Source organism: Actinoplanes sp. NPDC021490 (assembly GCF_055562135.1).
In genome coordinates, this window is sequence record NZ_JBVHFW010000015.1 from 70,898 (window position 1) to 86,027 (window position 15,130).

12 protein-coding genes and 1 riboswitch are annotated in these 15,130 nt (G+C 70.6%); of the genes, 5 read left to right on the forward strand and 7 right to left on the reverse strand.

Translation table 11 applies throughout. The features are described 5' to 3' along the window. Positions 1-7: 7 nt before the first annotated feature. A complete protein-coding gene (locus ACZ3I4_RS32930; RefSeq protein ID WP_465385957.1) occupies positions 8-1,963 on the forward strand; it encodes an ABC transporter ATP-binding protein in 1,956 nt (651 codons plus the stop codon). 69 nt (positions 1,964-2,032) lie between these two features. Here ACZ3I4_RS32930 and ACZ3I4_RS32935 read toward each other — a convergent pair whose 3' ends face one another. Beyond that, the gene (locus tag ACZ3I4_RS32935; RefSeq protein WP_465385958.1) at positions 2,033-4,945 is read right to left on the reverse strand and encodes a Calx-beta domain-containing protein; all 2,913 of its coding nucleotides are present in this window, start codon (positions 4,943-4,945) and stop codon (positions 2,033-2,035) included. A gap of 14 nt (positions 4,946-4,959) precedes the next feature. Further along, a riboswitch (cyclic di-GMP riboswitch) is annotated at positions 4,960-5,038 on the reverse strand. Between the two features lie 269 nt (positions 5,039-5,307). After that, on the reverse strand, positions 5,308-6,492 hold the full coding sequence (locus ACZ3I4_RS32940; protein WP_465385959.1) for a hypothetical protein: 1,185 nt from the start codon (positions 6,490-6,492) through the stop codon (positions 5,308-5,310). 218 nt (positions 6,493-6,710) lie between these two features. Here ACZ3I4_RS32940 and phoA point away from each other — a divergent pair, with 218 nt between their 5' ends. After that, complete coding sequence (phoA, locus tag ACZ3I4_RS32945) at positions 6,711-8,060, forward strand: alkaline phosphatase (protein WP_465385960.1); 1,350 nt, start codon at positions 6,711-6,713, stop codon at positions 8,058-8,060. On the opposite strand, the gene ACZ3I4_RS32950 is transcribed toward phoA, so the two are convergent. Genes ACZ3I4_RS32950 through ACZ3I4_RS32970 form a run of 5 tightly spaced genes read right to left on the reverse strand, consistent with a single transcriptional unit; the run spans position 8,029 to position 11,245 of the window. Further along, positions 8,029-8,247, reverse strand: coding sequence for a ferredoxin (locus tag ACZ3I4_RS32950; protein WP_465385961.1), 219 nt, complete (start codon positions 8,245-8,247; stop codon positions 8,029-8,031). The genes phoA and ACZ3I4_RS32950 overlap by 32 nt on opposite strands. Beyond that, positions 8,244-9,467 (reverse strand): NADH-ubiquinone oxidoreductase-F iron-sulfur binding region domain-containing protein, encoded by a 1,224-nt coding sequence (locus ACZ3I4_RS32955; protein ID WP_465385962.1) that lies wholly within the window; start codon positions 9,465-9,467, stop codon positions 8,244-8,246. Before ACZ3I4_RS32955 ends, ACZ3I4_RS32950 begins: the two co-directional genes overlap by 4 nt. Continuing rightward, positions 9,464-10,096, reverse strand: a complete 633-nt coding sequence (locus tag ACZ3I4_RS32960; RefSeq protein WP_465385963.1) for a ferric reductase-like transmembrane domain-containing protein — start codon at positions 10,094-10,096, stop codon at positions 9,464-9,466. The genes ACZ3I4_RS32955 and ACZ3I4_RS32960 overlap by 4 nt, the downstream gene beginning before the upstream one ends. Then, complete coding sequence (locus tag ACZ3I4_RS32965) at positions 10,093-11,001, reverse strand: FAD:protein FMN transferase (RefSeq protein WP_465385964.1); 909 nt, start codon at positions 10,999-11,001, stop codon at positions 10,093-10,095. The genes ACZ3I4_RS32960 and ACZ3I4_RS32965 overlap by 4 nt, the downstream gene beginning before the upstream one ends. Before the next feature lies 1 nt (position 11,002). Further along, entirely contained in the window at positions 11,003-11,245 is a 243-nt protein-coding gene (locus tag ACZ3I4_RS32970) for a hypothetical protein (protein ID WP_465385965.1), read from the reverse strand. 145 nt (positions 11,246-11,390) lie between these two features. Between ACZ3I4_RS32970 and ACZ3I4_RS32975 the strand changes: the two genes are divergently transcribed. Genes ACZ3I4_RS32975 through ACZ3I4_RS32985 form a run of 3 tightly spaced genes read left to right on the forward strand, consistent with a single transcriptional unit; the run spans position 11,391 to position 15,129 of the window. Beyond that, on the forward strand, positions 11,391-13,607 hold the full coding sequence (locus ACZ3I4_RS32975; RefSeq protein WP_465385966.1) for a hypothetical protein: 2,217 nt from the start codon (positions 11,391-11,393) through the stop codon (positions 13,605-13,607). Then, a complete protein-coding gene (locus ACZ3I4_RS32980) occupies positions 13,604-14,800 on the forward strand; it encodes a CHAT domain-containing protein (protein ID WP_465385967.1) in 1,197 nt (398 codons plus the stop codon). Before ACZ3I4_RS32975 ends, ACZ3I4_RS32980 begins: the two co-directional genes overlap by 4 nt. Beyond that, positions 14,797-15,129: a Pepco domain-containing protein gene (locus ACZ3I4_RS32985; protein WP_465385968.1), complete on the forward strand. Its 333-nt coding sequence runs from the start codon at positions 14,797-14,799 to the stop codon at positions 15,127-15,129. The genes ACZ3I4_RS32980 and ACZ3I4_RS32985 overlap by 4 nt, the downstream gene beginning before the upstream one ends. The last annotated feature ends 1 nt before the right edge of the window (position 15,130 follow it).

Here is a 15,130-nt window from a genome sequence, read left to right on the forward strand (position 1 = left end):
TTCAGCTATGACCGCGCCTCGTCGACCCGGACCGCCCGTAGGGGGCCCGCCCGCCATGCGCATGATGGCGGGGCCGGCCCCGACCGAGAAACTGCAGGACTTCAAGGGCTCCACCAAGCGTCTGCTGGCCCGGCTCAAGCCGCAGCGGATGCTGGTCGGCTTCGTGATGCTGGCCGGCGCGGTCAGCGTCGCCCTGTCCGTGGCCGGCCCCTACCTGCTGGGCCACGCCACCGACGTGATCTTCCGCGGCGTGATCGGGCAGATGTTCGAGACCGGCGTGACCAAGGCCGACGTGGTGTCCGGCCTGCGTGCCCGGGGCGAGAACACCCAGGCCGACCTGCTCTCGGCGGTCGACTTCACGCCCGGCCGGGGCATCGACTTCGACCAGCTGGCCCGCGTCCTCGCCTGGGTCGCGATCGTCTATGTCTTCGCGTGGCTGTTCGGCATCCTGCAGGGCCGGATCACCGCGCACGTCGTGCAGACCGCGGTCTACCAGCTGCGGCAGGAGGTCGAGGCCAAGCTGTCCCGGCTGCCGCTGTCGTATTTCGACCAGCAGCCCCGCGGCGAGGTGCTCAGCCGGGCCACCAACGACACCGACAACATCGCGCAGACCCTGCAACAGACGTTCGCGCAGCTCATCACGTCGCTGCTGATGATCATCGGCGTGCTCGGCGCGATGTTCTGGATCTCGCCCCTGCTGGCCCTGATCGCGCTGGTCACGGTGCCGGTCTCGTTCTTCATCACCACCGCGGTGGGCAAACGCTCGCAGCCCAACTTCGTCGCGCAGTGGGCCACCACCGGCCGGCTCAACGGGCACATCGAGGAGATGTTCACCGGGCACTCACTGGTCAAGGTGTTCGGGCGGCAGGACGAGGCGTCCGAGGTCTTCCGGGAGCACAACGACAAGTTGTACGCGTCGTCGTTCCGCGCGCAGTTCATCAGCGGCCTGATCCAGCCGGCCATGATGTTCGTCAGCAACGTGAACTACGTCCTGGTGGCGGTGGTCGGCGGCCTGCGGGTGGCGTCGGGTTCGCTGTCGCTGGGCGAGGTGCAGGCCTTCATCCAGTACTCGCGGCAGTTCAGCCAGCCGCTCACCCAGGTCGCGTCGATGGCCAACCTGATCCAGTCCGGGGTGGCCTCGGCCGAGCGGGTGTTCGCCCTGCTGGACGCGCCCGAGCAGTCCCCCGAGCCGCCTTCTGTCGCTCTCGACCGGGTGCGCGGGGAGATCGTCTTCGACAAGGTGTCGTTCCGCTACGTTTCCGACAAGCCGCTCATCACCGATCTGTCGCTGGACGTGCAGCCCGGCCAGACCGTGGCCATCGTCGGACCGACCGGCGCGGGCAAGACCACGCTGGTCAACCTGCTGATGCGTTTCTACGACGTCGACTCCGGGCGGATCCTGCTCGACGGCGTCGACATCGCCACGATGCCGCGCGAGCAGCTGCGCGAGGAGATCGGGATGGTGCTGCAGGACACCTGGCTGTTCGGCGGGACGATCGCCGAGAACATCGCGTACGGGGCCGACTCCTTCGACATGGCATCGGTGCAGGCGGCGGCCGAGGCGGCCCACGTCGACGCCTTCGTGCGCATGCTGCCGGACGGCTACGAGACGGTGATCGACGAGGAGGGCTCGAACGTCAGCGCCGGCCAGAAGCAGCTGATCACGATCGCCCGGGCGTTCCTGGCCGAGCCGTCGATCCTGATCCTCGACGAGGCCACGAGCTCGGTCGACACCCGTACGGAGGTGCTGATCCAGCGGGCCATGGCCACGCTGCGCGAGGGCCGCACGTCGTTCGTGATCGCGCACCGCCTGTCCACGATCCGCGACGCCGACGTCATCCTCGTGATGGAGAACGGGCAGATCGTCGAGCAGGGCACCCACGATTCGCTGATCGCGGCGCGCGGCGCGTATGCCCGGTTGTATTCGGCGCAGTTCGCGCAGGCCGTGGCCGAGGTCGACTGACGGGTTCCGCAAAGGCGACGGGGGCGGCCGAGTGGCCGCCCCCGTCTTCGTTGGATCAGGTGGTGCTAGTTACCGGACGGTGCTCCGGATCTGCTCGGTGAAGGCCGGCAGGGTGCCCTTGCCGGGCTCGCCGCCAACCCAGGCCCGCAGGACGACCGAGGTGCCCGACTTGAACTTGGGCGAGCCGCGCCAGACGCCGTCGGCGCCGGTCTTGCCGCTCCACTTGGTCACCCAGGCGCCGTTCACCCACTGCTGAACGGCGGCGGTCTGACCGGCCCAGGACGGGTTGCCCTTGACGCCCAGGTTCAGCTGGCCCCGGCTGGTGGTGGAAACCACGAACACCGGCTTCTGGGTCATCCAGACGGCGACCTCGTTCGACTTCATGTCCCGCGACATGGTGGCGAACCGGTAGCCCGAGTTGATCCGCTGCTCGAACCAGTAGTAGCCGTCCTTGTCAGCGGTGATGTTCTTGATCCACTTGAGCGCGCCACTGCCGACCGCGCCGCCCCAGACCTGAACCTGCGCGTTGGCAGAAACGGTGCCCTCGACCTCGACGGTCGACGGACCGGTCACCCGGGTCGGAGCGCTGATGGTCGGCTTGGGAGCCTCACCCGGCTCCTCGCCACCCGGCTCCTCGCCACCCGGCTCGCCCGGCACGGTGCTGCCGTCCTGCGCGGCGATCGTGATGACGCCATCAGTCACAGTGCCGATGTTGTTGCTGCCGTAGCCCGAGGCCACGATGCTCTCGGCCGGCTCCTTCGCCTGGTCGGCGACCAGCTGAACCTTGGCCACATCGAGGACCGTGCCGGGAACCGTGCCCCGGATGATCTCGATCTGCTTGGCGCCCGGGTTCACGAAGTCGCTCGCGTCGGCGGCCCGCATCCGGTCAGCGGCCTTGCCGGTGAAGATGACGGTGAGCGTGGTCTTGTCGTCCGAGACACCGGTGACGGTGGCCGTGACGTTGACCGTCTCGCCTTCCTTGCCGATGACGTTGTTGACCTCGAGGTCAGGCGCCTTGTCGTCGTTCTCGAGCGTGAGCGTCGCCGGCTTCGCCGCCACGGACGTGACCGCGAGGTTGGGCTGGCTGGCCGTCGCCGGGGTGGCCCGGAGGTTGACCGTCTCGGTCTTCTCGAAGATCTCGTCGCCGTTGACGAGCACCACGACGTAGCCCTCGGTCTGGCCGGCCTGGATCGTGACCGCGTCAGTACCACCGGTCAGCAGGGTGTAGTCGCCGGATCCGATGGTCCCGGCCGAGAACGAGTCCGAGGCCGTTCCGTCCATCAGGTCGTTGATGTCGAACGAGATGGCGCTCGCGCTGGCGTTGCTCAGCGTGATCGGAACCAGGACCGCGTTCGGCGTCTTGCCTTCCTTGACGCTCAGGTTGTTGAACGTGAAGGTCGGCGCGGCGTCGTCGTCGGTGATCGCGATGTCGGTCGCGACCGGCATGTCGATGCCCAGATCGGTGGACCACGACCTGATCCTGAACGCCTCGCCGTCACCCTCGTCGATCGTGTCGCCGATGACACCGACCGTGAAGGTCTGCGACAGGGTGTTGGCCGGGAAGGTCAGCGTGCCGTTGGTCTTGACGTAGTCCAGCGCCGCCTTGGCCGTGCTGTCGGCCGTCTCCCACTCAACCTTCACTTCCTTGGTCGACGCCTGCTTCAGCGTCGCGGTGAAGGTCGCCCACTTGGTGCCGCTGTTTCCCTCATCGACCTTGATCGGGGTGATCGTGACGGCCTGCGTGCCCTTGTCGACGATCGTGCCCTGCGCCGTCGTGTTGGTCGTGTTCAGCTCGGCGTTGCTCGACGGAGTCGTCAGCCCGATCTTGAAGTCCTCGGGGCCTTCGAAGGAGCTGTCCTCGAGGGTGGCCACGTTGAAGGTCTTGTCGGTGCCACCGGCATCGAACGTGACCAGACGGCTGCCCGCACTCGCCGGGTAGGTGAAGTCCGTGCCGGCGGTCGCGGTTCCGTGACCGCTGGCTGGGGTGGGGTCGAGCGTCTGCCAGTTGACCGTCACGGGCAGGTCTGATCCGTGATCCGCATGCACTGTGAAGGTAGCGTTGCCGCCTTCCTCGGCGCTAGCGCCCGGAGCCACGAGCGTCAGCTTCGGCGGCAGGACATCCGCCGCGTTGTCCTGGATCTTGATGGTCACCGGCACCGGCGCGCCGGCCGTCGGCCCGGTGCCGATCACGGAGAACTGCTCGACGAGCGCGCTGTCCTTCAGACCGTCACCCTTGATCGTGACCGGCAGGGAGTCGGTGATCGTGCCCTTGCCGATGGTCAGGGTGTCGCTGTTCAGCGCGGTGTAGTCGGTCGCCGACGTCGCCGTGCCGTCAAGGGTGTTGAGGCTGACGGCGAAGTCCTTCTCGGCCGTCCAGCCGTTCGTCAGCGTCGCCACGACGTTGGCGGTCGTGGTGGTGGGCGAGGCCGGCTCCGGAACGGGCGTGGCAGTCGCCGTGCTGGTCAGGCTGAAGGTCGGCGCCGAAACGTCGGTGATCGTCAGCGTCGCCACCTCGGTGTCACCGCCAAGGCCACCTTCGGTGGCAGTAAGGGTGAAGGTCTCATCACCCTCGTAGGCCATGTCGGTCAGCGCGTTGACGGTGATCGTGCCGGTGACGGGGGTGTTGAGGCCGGATCCATCCCCCAAGTTGGTCAGGGTGGAGGCGACGAATGTGTAGTCGTTGCCCACGCCTGCTACAGCGCCACCGGGGCCGCCCGGAGCGCCGACAAGGCTGTAGGACGCGCCGCTGCCCGTGTAGGTGTAGTTGATCGTGAAGCTGCCGCCCTCGGCGGCCGTCGGGTTCGCGACAGTGAACGTCAGGTCGTTCGGTGCGGCCATTGCCGGAGCGGAATAGACGAGTGCGGGCGCAACGCCGATGACGGCGGCGACCGCGGCGGACATGACTGTCCGCACGGATTTCTTGCCGAACAGCGCGAACGGAACCGAGCCGCTCGAGTCTGCATGGGCTTTGGGATAGCGCATGTGTTTGTTTCTCCTTCGGCGGCTGGGCTGCCTCCGTTTGGGAGGCCCCTGGCTTTGCGTCCCCGCCTTGCAGCGGGTTTGCCTGTTCGGGTACCGAACCGATGGGCGGGCTCGGGGAACCGGCAGAGCGCCGGCCTGAGCAGCGTTGGAAAGCCGAGAAAGATCCGGCTTCTCGCCTTCCGTAATCTAACCGGCCTATCGCCTCGTTACCGGCGGAACGCTTTTTTCGGCTTAAATCGGCCTAACGGCCCAGTGTTACCGGCCCGTAGAGCCCCCAGATGCGGCCTTGGGAGGGCTCAAGCATCGACGTCCGCGTAGAGCCGCGGCGGGCACGGTCGAGCGCGACCCGGCAGGCCGGGTCGTTACGCGGACGACGGGCGACGGCGACGCAGGGCCGCGCCGAGCAGCCAGGGGGCGACGCCCACGGCGAGGAAGAACGTCAGCAAGGGCAGGCGCCACCAGCGGGAGAGGAAGCGGCTCGCAGGCTCGGCAGCTTCGGCGGCCACCCACGGGCGGGCGGTCTTCGACCAGGCCAGGAAGGCGTCGCCGATGGGGGCCGCGCCGAAGGCGTAGCGCTTGGTCCACGGGGTGGAGACCGGCAGGCCGGCCACCTCACCGAACTGGGACAGGCCGGTGGCCAGCGAGGAGTCGCCGTGCACCTTGGCGGCGCCGATGGCTACGACCGTGGCCGACAGGCTTGTGCCGAGGACCAGCGGACCCGAGTCGACGTTCGCGGGACCGGAGACGCCGAGGGGATGTTCGCGGACTGTCGGGCCCAGGCCGAGCGGCGCGTCGAGGAACCACGTACGGAATCGGATGTATTGCTGTGAAGCGAACTCCGGGTCGATTTCCGGCAGGAAGCGGTTGATCAGGGATTGTGAGGTGCCTTGCGCACCGGAGGTGGGCGCGCCCGTGTCGAGGTCGGCCGTGTGCGGGATCAGCTGGGTCGCCGGGTCGAGCCGGGCCTGCACGTTGGCCAGCCAGCGGATCTCGGTGACGTCGTGGACCGCCCGGATCAGCTTGTCGTGCAGGGCCAGCGAGGCCATCGCGACGATCGAGTCGACCGGCCACGCCTGGCCGGGATAGGAGGCCAGGTAGGGCGTCGGGGAGGCGTCGAAGGCGGCGCCGATCTCGGCCGAGTCCTGTTCGAAGCGGGCCTGCTCGGCGGGGTCGTGGGCGAGGGCGACGATGCCGCCGCGCAGCCAGTTGACCCAGCCGCGGTAGAACACGCCGTACCGCAGCGGCATCTCACCGAGGAACGGCGCCCGGCCGGCGTCCGATTCGAGCCGCGACAGCGCCCACCGCGCGTCGTCCACCTCGCCGAGATCGACCGCGGTCAACCCGTACATGGCGTGCAGGAAGAAATAGCCCTCGGGGAAGAGCTCTTGCGCATCTTCGCCCGCGCCCGACTCGAGCTCGTGCCGCAGAAAAGCCAATTGCCGCCGTACGCCGGAATCCCCGTCGGCCGGAGTCACCAGCCGGACCACCCCGAGGACCGCGGCAGCACTGATCGCCACCGCGAGCACCAGCCGCACGACCCTGAGCACCGGCCGAGCTTAAACGCCGCGACCAAACGGGGAATCGTCTCCACTTACGAGTCGCGCCGATCTCAGGAAATTGACAGCGCATGGTTGTTGCCCGTTCATCCTCAACGTCCCATCCGGCCCGAGTTGGCCGTCCCGTCACCCGGAAGTCACCTGGTGGCCGGATACGGCTGATGGCGTGAGGCCGACGGAAGCTTCCACGCATATTGGAGTGCGCATCAATGAATGTCCTGCGTTCGAAAAAGACGCTGGCTCTGGTGGCGGCCGCGGTCGTCGCGGTGCCCTCGGCCGCGCTGGCCGGTGACGCGCACCAGGACAACACCTGGGCCGCCAAGCAGGCGATCAAGGGCGGCTCGGCCCGCAACGTCATCCTGCTCATCGGGGACGGCATGGGCGACAGCGAGATCACCATCGCCCGCAACTACCAGGTCGGCGCGGACGGCCGCCTGGCGATGGACAAGCTGCCGCTGACCGGCGCCTACACCACGTACGCGGTGCAGAAGGACGACCCGGCCAAGCCCGACTACGTGACCGACTCGGCCGCGTCGGGCAGCGGCTGGGCGACCGGCCACAAGACCTACAACGGCGCGATCTCGGTGACCCCGGACGGCAAGCCCAAGCCGACGATCCTCGAGCTGGCCAAGGCGGCCGGCTACCGGACCGGCGATGTGACCACGGCCGAGCTGCAGGACGCGACCCCGGCCGTGCCCGGCTCGCACGTCGTCAACCGCGACTGCAAGGGCCCGGACGCGATGGCCACCTGCGCCGTCAACGACAAGGTCAACGGCGGCGCCGGCTCGATCGCCGAGCAGCTCGTGCAGACCAAGCCGGACCTGCTGCTGGGCGGGGGCAAGCAGTACTTCGACCAGACCGTCAAGGCCGGTAAGTACAAGGGTCAGACCGTCGTCCAGCAGGCCCAGGCCAACGGCTATCACGTCGTCACCGACGCCGCCGGGCTGGCCGCGGCCCCGGGCGACAAGCCGATCCTGGGCGCGTTCGCCAAGAACAACATGGACCTCGAGTGGGTGGGCCCGAAGCCGACCCGCACCGGGACCGAGCCGGCCAAGTGTGCCGTGAACACCGCGCGTACGGCGTCGCAGCCGCACCTGGTCGACATGGCCTCGAAGGCGCTGGACGTGCTGGACAAGCAGACCCGGCACAGCCGCAAGGGCTTCTTCCTGCAGATCGAGGGCGCCTCGATCGACAAGCAGGACCACGCGGCCAACCCGTGCGGCCAGATCGGCGAGACCGTGGCGTTCGACGCCGCGATCAAGAAGGTGCTCGAGTATCAGAAGCGGAACCCGGACACCCTGGTCGTCGTCACCGCCGACCACGGGCACACCAGCCAGATCGTCGAGGAGGCGACCCTCGGCTACACGGCCACGCTGATCACCCACGACAACGCCAACATGACGATCAGCTACGCCACCTCGGAGATCACCGGCTCGCAGCAGCACACCGGCACCGAGGTGCGGATCGCCGCGGGCGGCCCGCAGGCAGCCAACGTGCTCGGCGTGACCAACCAGACCGACCTGTTCTTCACGATGAAGCGGGCGCTGGCCGTGCGCTGACCAGGCGCAGGGCCAGGGCCGGGCATCGGTCCACCGCTTGACGTGCCGCCGGCTCCCGGGCCGGCGGCACGGTCATGTCTCCGCGCGGAACGGGATAGCCCCAGTCGTCCTCGGCCAGCAGCTCGGGCACCAGCTCGGCGCAGAGGCCGCGGCCGTCACATGCGGTCCAGTCGATGTGCAGTTTCATCGCTGACCCTCCTCGGCCAGGCAGCGTCCCGCCAGGTGCGCGGCGACGTCCGCGTCGAAGGCGCGCATCGCGCTGGAGATCAACCGGGCCGTGCCGTCGGGGTGACGGCACGCGCCGCGGCCGGTGACCAGCCGGGCCAGCCGGTCGACCTCGGACGGCAACCCGGGACGGCGGCGCCGGTGAGCCAGGTCGGCCAGCGTGCCCGCCAGGCGCGGCAGGCCGTTGACGCAGGGCCCGCACTGACCGGCCACCTGCCCGGCCAGATAGCCCGCGATCGTGGCGGTCTCGGCCAGCCCGCAGGCCCCCGCGGGCAGCGCCACGATGACACCGGCGCCGGGACTTCCCCCGTACGGGCTCAGCCCGGCCCGGCTGATCGGCAGCGCCGGATCGGCCGGCACCCAGCCGCCGTGATACCCGCCGACCAGCACCGCGCTCAGGGGCGCCGTGGCTCCGCCCGCGGCCGCGATCAGATCACCCAGCGCCACCCCGTAGCCCGCCTCGACCACCCCGGGTGACGCGACCGCACCACTGACCGTGGCCAGGAACGTGCCCGGCTCGTCGCCGGTGCCCGCCGTCCGGAACCACCCCGGCCCGTAGCGCGCGATCAGGGCCAGATGCGCGAGCGTCTCGACGTTCTGCACCAGCGTCGGCGAGCCGTCCGGGCCGGAATCGGTGAGGCGCACCAGCTTGTCGGCCGGCACGGCGGCCCGGCCCGCGACGGCCGACGCCACCGCCGACTCCTCCCCCGACACGAACGCGTCGGGCCCGGCGACCAGCCTGACCGGCACCCGGTCGAGCCCGGCCGATCTCCGCTGGTCCAGCAGGTTCGAGAGGGCGGGATGGGCCGGCGCGGGCGCGTAGAGAACAGCGCTCCGCGCCCCGGCGGCGATCAGCTGCAGGCCGTCGAGAACCAGATTCGGCGCGTACGCGAGAAGGGTCTTGTCCTTGCCGCTGGCCGGCTCGCCCTCGGCGCCGTTCGCGATGACGACGGCCGGACGGCGGGCCGCCGCGACCGCGCCGAGCTTGCGCCACAGCGGGAAACCGGCGCCGCCACGGCCGGTCAGCCCGGCGTCGCGGGCCATGCCGATCACCTGGCTGAGGTCGGCGGTGGGCACGCGCCCGTGCCGGGACAGGTGCTGATCGAGCCGGTGACCGGCCGGGTCGGCGAGCAGCCGGAGCTGCACCGAACCGCCGGGCGGCGCCTCAATGACGCTGGTCATCGAACCTCCTGATAGGAGCCGGAACGAGCCGGCGACGGGACACCGAGCCCGGCCGGGCCGGGGAGCAGGCGCGGGTGGATGCGGCGGGTCGCGCGCTGCGGGAAGCGGGAGAAGCCGGGCGTGAGGCGCCAGACGACGGCGGCGACGACCAGGGCCGTGCAGAGGGCCGAGATCGTCCAGAGCCAGACCGTGCCGTTGTCGGAGCCGGTCCCGAGGCCGTGCATCAGGGCGACCGGCCAGCACAGATAGGCCAGCCAGTGCACGACCCGCCACGTACGGGCACCGAGGCGCTGCCGCAGCAGGCTGGTGATCACGATGGCCAGGATCAGGTCGAACGCCAGCGTGCCCAGGCCCTGCCAGACCGGGCGGTAGTTGCCCGCGAACGGCAGCACCAAGTCGAAGACGCGCAGCTGGGCGTACGGGTCGAAGAGCAGGCCGAGAACATGCCCGCCCAGCAGGACGACGGCCAGCAGGGCGGCGTTGCGATGCAGCAGGCTCACCGCGAACCGGGGCAAACCGAACGCCGTACGGCCGCTGCGGGCGCCGATGCCCAGCGCGACCACCACGGTCAGCAGCACCAGCGAGACGACTCCGCTGCCGCGCGCGAAATACCAGAGGGCGTCGGTCATGCCGGCCACCCGCCGAGCCGCAGCACGTCGAGCGCCGGGGTCACGAGCCGGCTGGGCGCGCGGCCGAGCAGGCCGGGAGCGTCGTGGCCGCGGACGATCGCGGCGGTGCTCAGGGTGTTGGCCCGCAGGCACGAGAAGGCCGCGACCGAGACCGTACGCCAGACTGGCGCGGCCGGGCGGCCGGTGCGCGGGTCCATGATGTGGTGCAGCAGCTCGCCGGGCCGCCCCCACGTGCGCGATGCGGTGCTCGACGTGGCCAGGGCCGCGCCGGCCGGGAGGCGTACGGTGCAAGCGGGGTCGTCCGGACGGTCCCGCACCAGCACCCGCCAGCCGTCGCCGGGCCCGGGACCAGCGGTGGCGATGTCCCCGCCCAGCGCGACCAGCGCGCCCACCCCCAGCTGGGCGGCGATCCGGGCGGCGGCCCGGTCGGCGGCGACCGCCTTGGCCGTGGCGCCCAGGTCCAGCAGCACCCCGTCGGGCACGGTCAGCTCGTGTCCGCGCAGCCGCACCGACCGCCAGTCCGGGGCCGCGAAGACCCGGACAGCCGGGGCCACCGCACGCCCGGTCAGCGCCGCGAAGTCCCGGTCGTAGCCGAGGCCGCACAGCGCCGCGCCCACGGTCGGGTCGACGTCGCCGCCGGTCTCGCGGGCCGCGGTCAGCGCCGCCGCGACCAGCTCGGCCAGCAGCGGACTGACGGTGACGGGCCGCCCGGTGCAGGCTCGCCGCAGCTCGGAGTCGTCGCGGAACCGGCTGCAGGCCCGGTCGACGGCGGCCAGCTCGTCGCGGACCAGGCTTTCCGCGTCACGTACGAGCGCGGGGACGGTGACCACGACGCGGGCCATCGTTCCCCACACCGTCCACTGTGTCGTACCGGCGCCGATCGGCAGGGCCTCGATGAGCGGCATGTCAGGACCCTCCGGAGGTGGCGGACTGCCCGCCGCTGTCGTTGTCACCGGACAGCGAGGGCCAGTCGCCGGTCGTCGCCGAGCCGGTGCTGCTGGTGGCCGGCTCGTCGGTCGTGGTGACCGGGGCGCCGGGCTTCTCGGACGCGTGCGCGGCCACGGCCACGGCGGCGGTCCCCACCGCACTGGCCGCCACCAGGACGCCGGTGAGCAGCGCGGCCTTTCGCCGGCCGGACTCCCGTTTCATCCCTGCCTCCGTTCGTTGCGGTCCGATGATGGACACCTCAACCACGGTGCGCGTTCCCCCTCGCCCTGCCCTGTGCGGGCCCTTGGCGGTTCCTGTGAATGATCGGTTCTCGCTATTCATTGACCGGTCGTGATACGTCTGTGGCGTGGCGGATACGCGCAGGATCGTCGGGCTCTCGCTGCGGGCGGCGGGCACCCTGGCTCTGCTCGCGGCCGCGGGCTACGCGGGGTGGTTCGGCGTATCCCTGACCGGCGACCAGATCGGCGTCATCGACGGCGGCCGGCTGACCCTGGGCCTGGCGTTGTGTGCGGGCGCGGTGGCCGCGGCGGCGATCGCTGCCCGGCTCGTGCGGGGGTCGCAAGCCTGGCTGTGGATCGCCCTGATCGCCGGAGTCGTGCTGGAGACGGGGCTGATCGTGCTCGCCGCCGCCTGGCTCAACCGCGATCACGTGCTGGCCGGATCACTCGCCGGCGGTCTTGCCCTTCTCGTGCCCGCCGCGGTGGCCGCCTTCACGGTCTGGTATCGCCTCGACTTCTCGTTCCGCGACGATCCGTGGCTGTATTCGCTGACCGCCCTGACCTTCGAGGCCGCGGCGATCACCTTCGCCGTCGTCAACGGCTTGCGCGACCGGCCGGCCGGGCTGTGGATCTTCATCGGCATTGCCGCGTTGCCGTTGGTCGTCGCTCTCGGCTTCGCCACGTTCCTGCTGCTCCGCGAACGCACCCCCGTGGGTGTTCCCCTGCCCCTGCAACTCGCCGGGCTGGTGGCGCCGGTGGCGTCGGTCCTGGTCGTCCTGTGGCCCGATGGGGCCGGCCCGGTCGCCGATCAGCCGGGCCGCTTGTTCGACGCGCTCGCCGTCCTCGCCGGGGTGTCCGTCGTCGTGGCCGGGCTGCAGCAGGTGTCGCTCATGTGGCTCGCGGTCGGCGGACCGGCCGACTCCGATCGGCTTTACCGGCCCACCGAGGACGAATACTGGCAGCAGCGCCAGCTCGAGCAGCAGTTGGATCGGCTGTCGCCGGACGAACGGTATGGGCGGGAAGAGATCACGGCCCGGCTGCGAGCCGTCCGCCGGCAACTGCGCGCGCGTGAGAGACAGTCCACCTTCCGGCACGTCGGCGTCGCCCGGCCGCTGCTGACCCGCGCCGTGGCCCGGACGGTCTCCGAACTGACCGACCGCACCGGGCTCCTCCTCGACATCGTGTGGCCGCGGATCGAGCTCGTACTGCCGCCCGAGGCGCGCCGGCGCCTGCGGCGGGCCGAGCGGTCGGTGGCTGTGTTGCGCACGGCGGTCGCGAGCGCGATCGGCACCACCGTGGCCTGGGCGGTGGTCATCCCGATCGGCCCGGCCGGTCAGGCCGGCGTCTTCGCGGTGGCCGGCCCCCTGCTGATCGCCGTCCTGCTCTTCGTCAGCCTGCGCACGCGCGTGTCCGAGCTGTACCGGCGGCGCGCGGACGCCGCGGAGATCTACCGGTTCGACCTGGCGCGATCGCTGCGGGTGCCGGTCCCCCGCGATCCACGCGCGTTCGCCGACGAGGCCGGCGTGCTCATGGGACTGGATGCGGCGCAGGAGCTGGTGCCGTCCACGGGCGACACTCACGGCGGCAGTCCGCTGCCCGCGCAGGCGATCGACGATCTGCGCGAGGGCATCGCCGGCGAGGTCAGCCGGCGGATCGCCGCCGACCTGCGCACCATCCGGACCCAGCAGGACCGTCTGGAACTACAGGTCCGCAGCCCGCAACTGAACGACCAGCAGCTGAGCGGGCTGGCCGACCGGATCGCCGAGCGCGCGGCCACGCCCGTCGCCGACCGTCTGGGCCGACGGGTCGAGGAGCTTCAGGAATCCCTCTACGAGCGGGTCGGCCACCTCGTCCAGGAGGGGCTCGAGGCCTCGGTCACCGGTCCCCCGCTGACCAATTTCACCGGTTACATGGTGATCGACGTGCGCGGCGCCGGGGAGGACGAACCGCGGCATCGGGCCGGCGAGATGATCAGCGCGGTGGCGGGCGGCGTCCTGGAGATGATGCTCTTCATCATCCGCGACGAGAAAGCCCGGGGCGCCGCTCCCCGGCTGGAGACCGACGGCGAGCTCTACATCTCGGAGCCGATCCTGATCGAGGGCGGCCGGTCCGAGCTGCTGGTCGAGTTCGAGGCGGTCGCGGACAGCCCCACCCTGCACCCCCATCCGAACCACAAGACGCTGGTCGCGGGGGCGAAGGGCGCCGAGGCGGTGTTCGTCTTCCCGATCCCGGAACGGCCGGGGCGGCATCAGATCTGGTTCCAGCTCTATCAGGGCGGTCAGCTCATCCAGGCCATCGCGGTCGACGTCGAGGCTCAGGCGGAACAGGCCCCGGTGGCCGAGTGAGCCGACAGCGTGCCGCGGTGACCATCCGCGCGGTGCGGTCGGAGACTGCCACCTACCTTCAGTTCTCCGCGGGCCGGCGGTTCCGGCGCGGGATGCGGCTGACCCTGCCCGACCCGGATCTGGTGCCCGAGGCCCGTAAGGCGCTGGACGGCTGCCTGACCGATCTGAAGGATTCGCTGCCCGGTCTGGAGGTCACCGACGCCGAGGCCGCCGACGTCTACGACCGGCTGCGCCGCACCGGCATGCTGCTCATGTTCCTGATCTTCCAGACGGCGGCGAACATCAACGCGGTCCGCGAGTTCTGGACGAGAGAGATGCGCTTCCGGGATCCGCGTACGCCGCCGCTCGTGCAGTGCGTCGGCGACATGAAGACTCTGCTGCCGGTCGAGTACCTTCCCCTGTTCGCGCCGCGCGAGCAGCGCCGGATCAAGAACCGGGCGCAGCTGATCGAGGCGTGCGGCGAGTTCGCCGGGTTCTCCACGGTGGTGCGGCGGTCGTTCGCGACGCTGCCGCTGCCCCAGGACGCGAAGCTGCGGCCGGGCGCGACGGGACGGCTTCCGGTGCGCTTCCTGCGGCATGACGGCCTGGACGGCGCCGCCCGGGAACTCGAGTGGTTCACCGGCGCCGCGCACGATCATGTCGAGGTGGCCGGGCCCTACCCGACGTGCGACGAGAACGAGCCGAGCCTCGGCGATCTGATCTGGGATCCCGGGAACCCCGACCAGATCCAGCATTTCGCCTGCCACTGCTACACCCGCTCGGACGACACCCTGGGCAACGAGATCGTGCTCAGCGGCCACGGCCGTACGGTCGTGGCCCGGCTCGACGACCTGGGCGCCCAGCTGGCTGACCGGCACTACACCAGCGGCCGGGCGATGCGCATGCCGCTGATCATGATGAACGCGTGCGGGGCGTCACGGATGTCGGCCACCAGCGCGCTCTCGTTTCCGGCCCTCTTCCTGCGCAACGAGAACCGCGGGTTCATCGGCAGCGACGTCGAAGTGCCCGACGACGTCGCGGCTGAGTTCTCCGAGGCGTTCTACACCGCGTTCATCCTCATGCGCCGGCCGCTGGGCGTGGCCGTCCACCACGCCCGCAACCACCTGCTGACCAGGTTCGGCAATCCGCTGGGCCTGGGCTATTCGGCGTACGCCGACCCCGCTCTGCACATCGAACCCCGGGAGGGCTCATGACCGACGACGTGGTCCGCATCTTCGGCCTGGACGAGGGGCAGGCCGGGCGCACCGAGCGCGGCCTGTTCCGCCGGGCCGACGAGCTGCGGCTGGGCTGGGGCGAGGTGCCGGCGGCGGTGCTGCGCGAACGTGTCGAGTCGTTCCTGGCCACGATGGGCTCGGTGCTGGACGGGGTGCCGGCCGCGATGGGCGAATACCGGCTCGAACAGGTGCAGATCAGCGCCGAGATCAGTGCCAAGGGCCAGGTGTCGCTGCTGGGCACGGGCGGCGAGCTGGCCGGCAAGTCCGGGCTGACCTTCACGTTCACCGTCCGCGACAAAGGGGCATAGG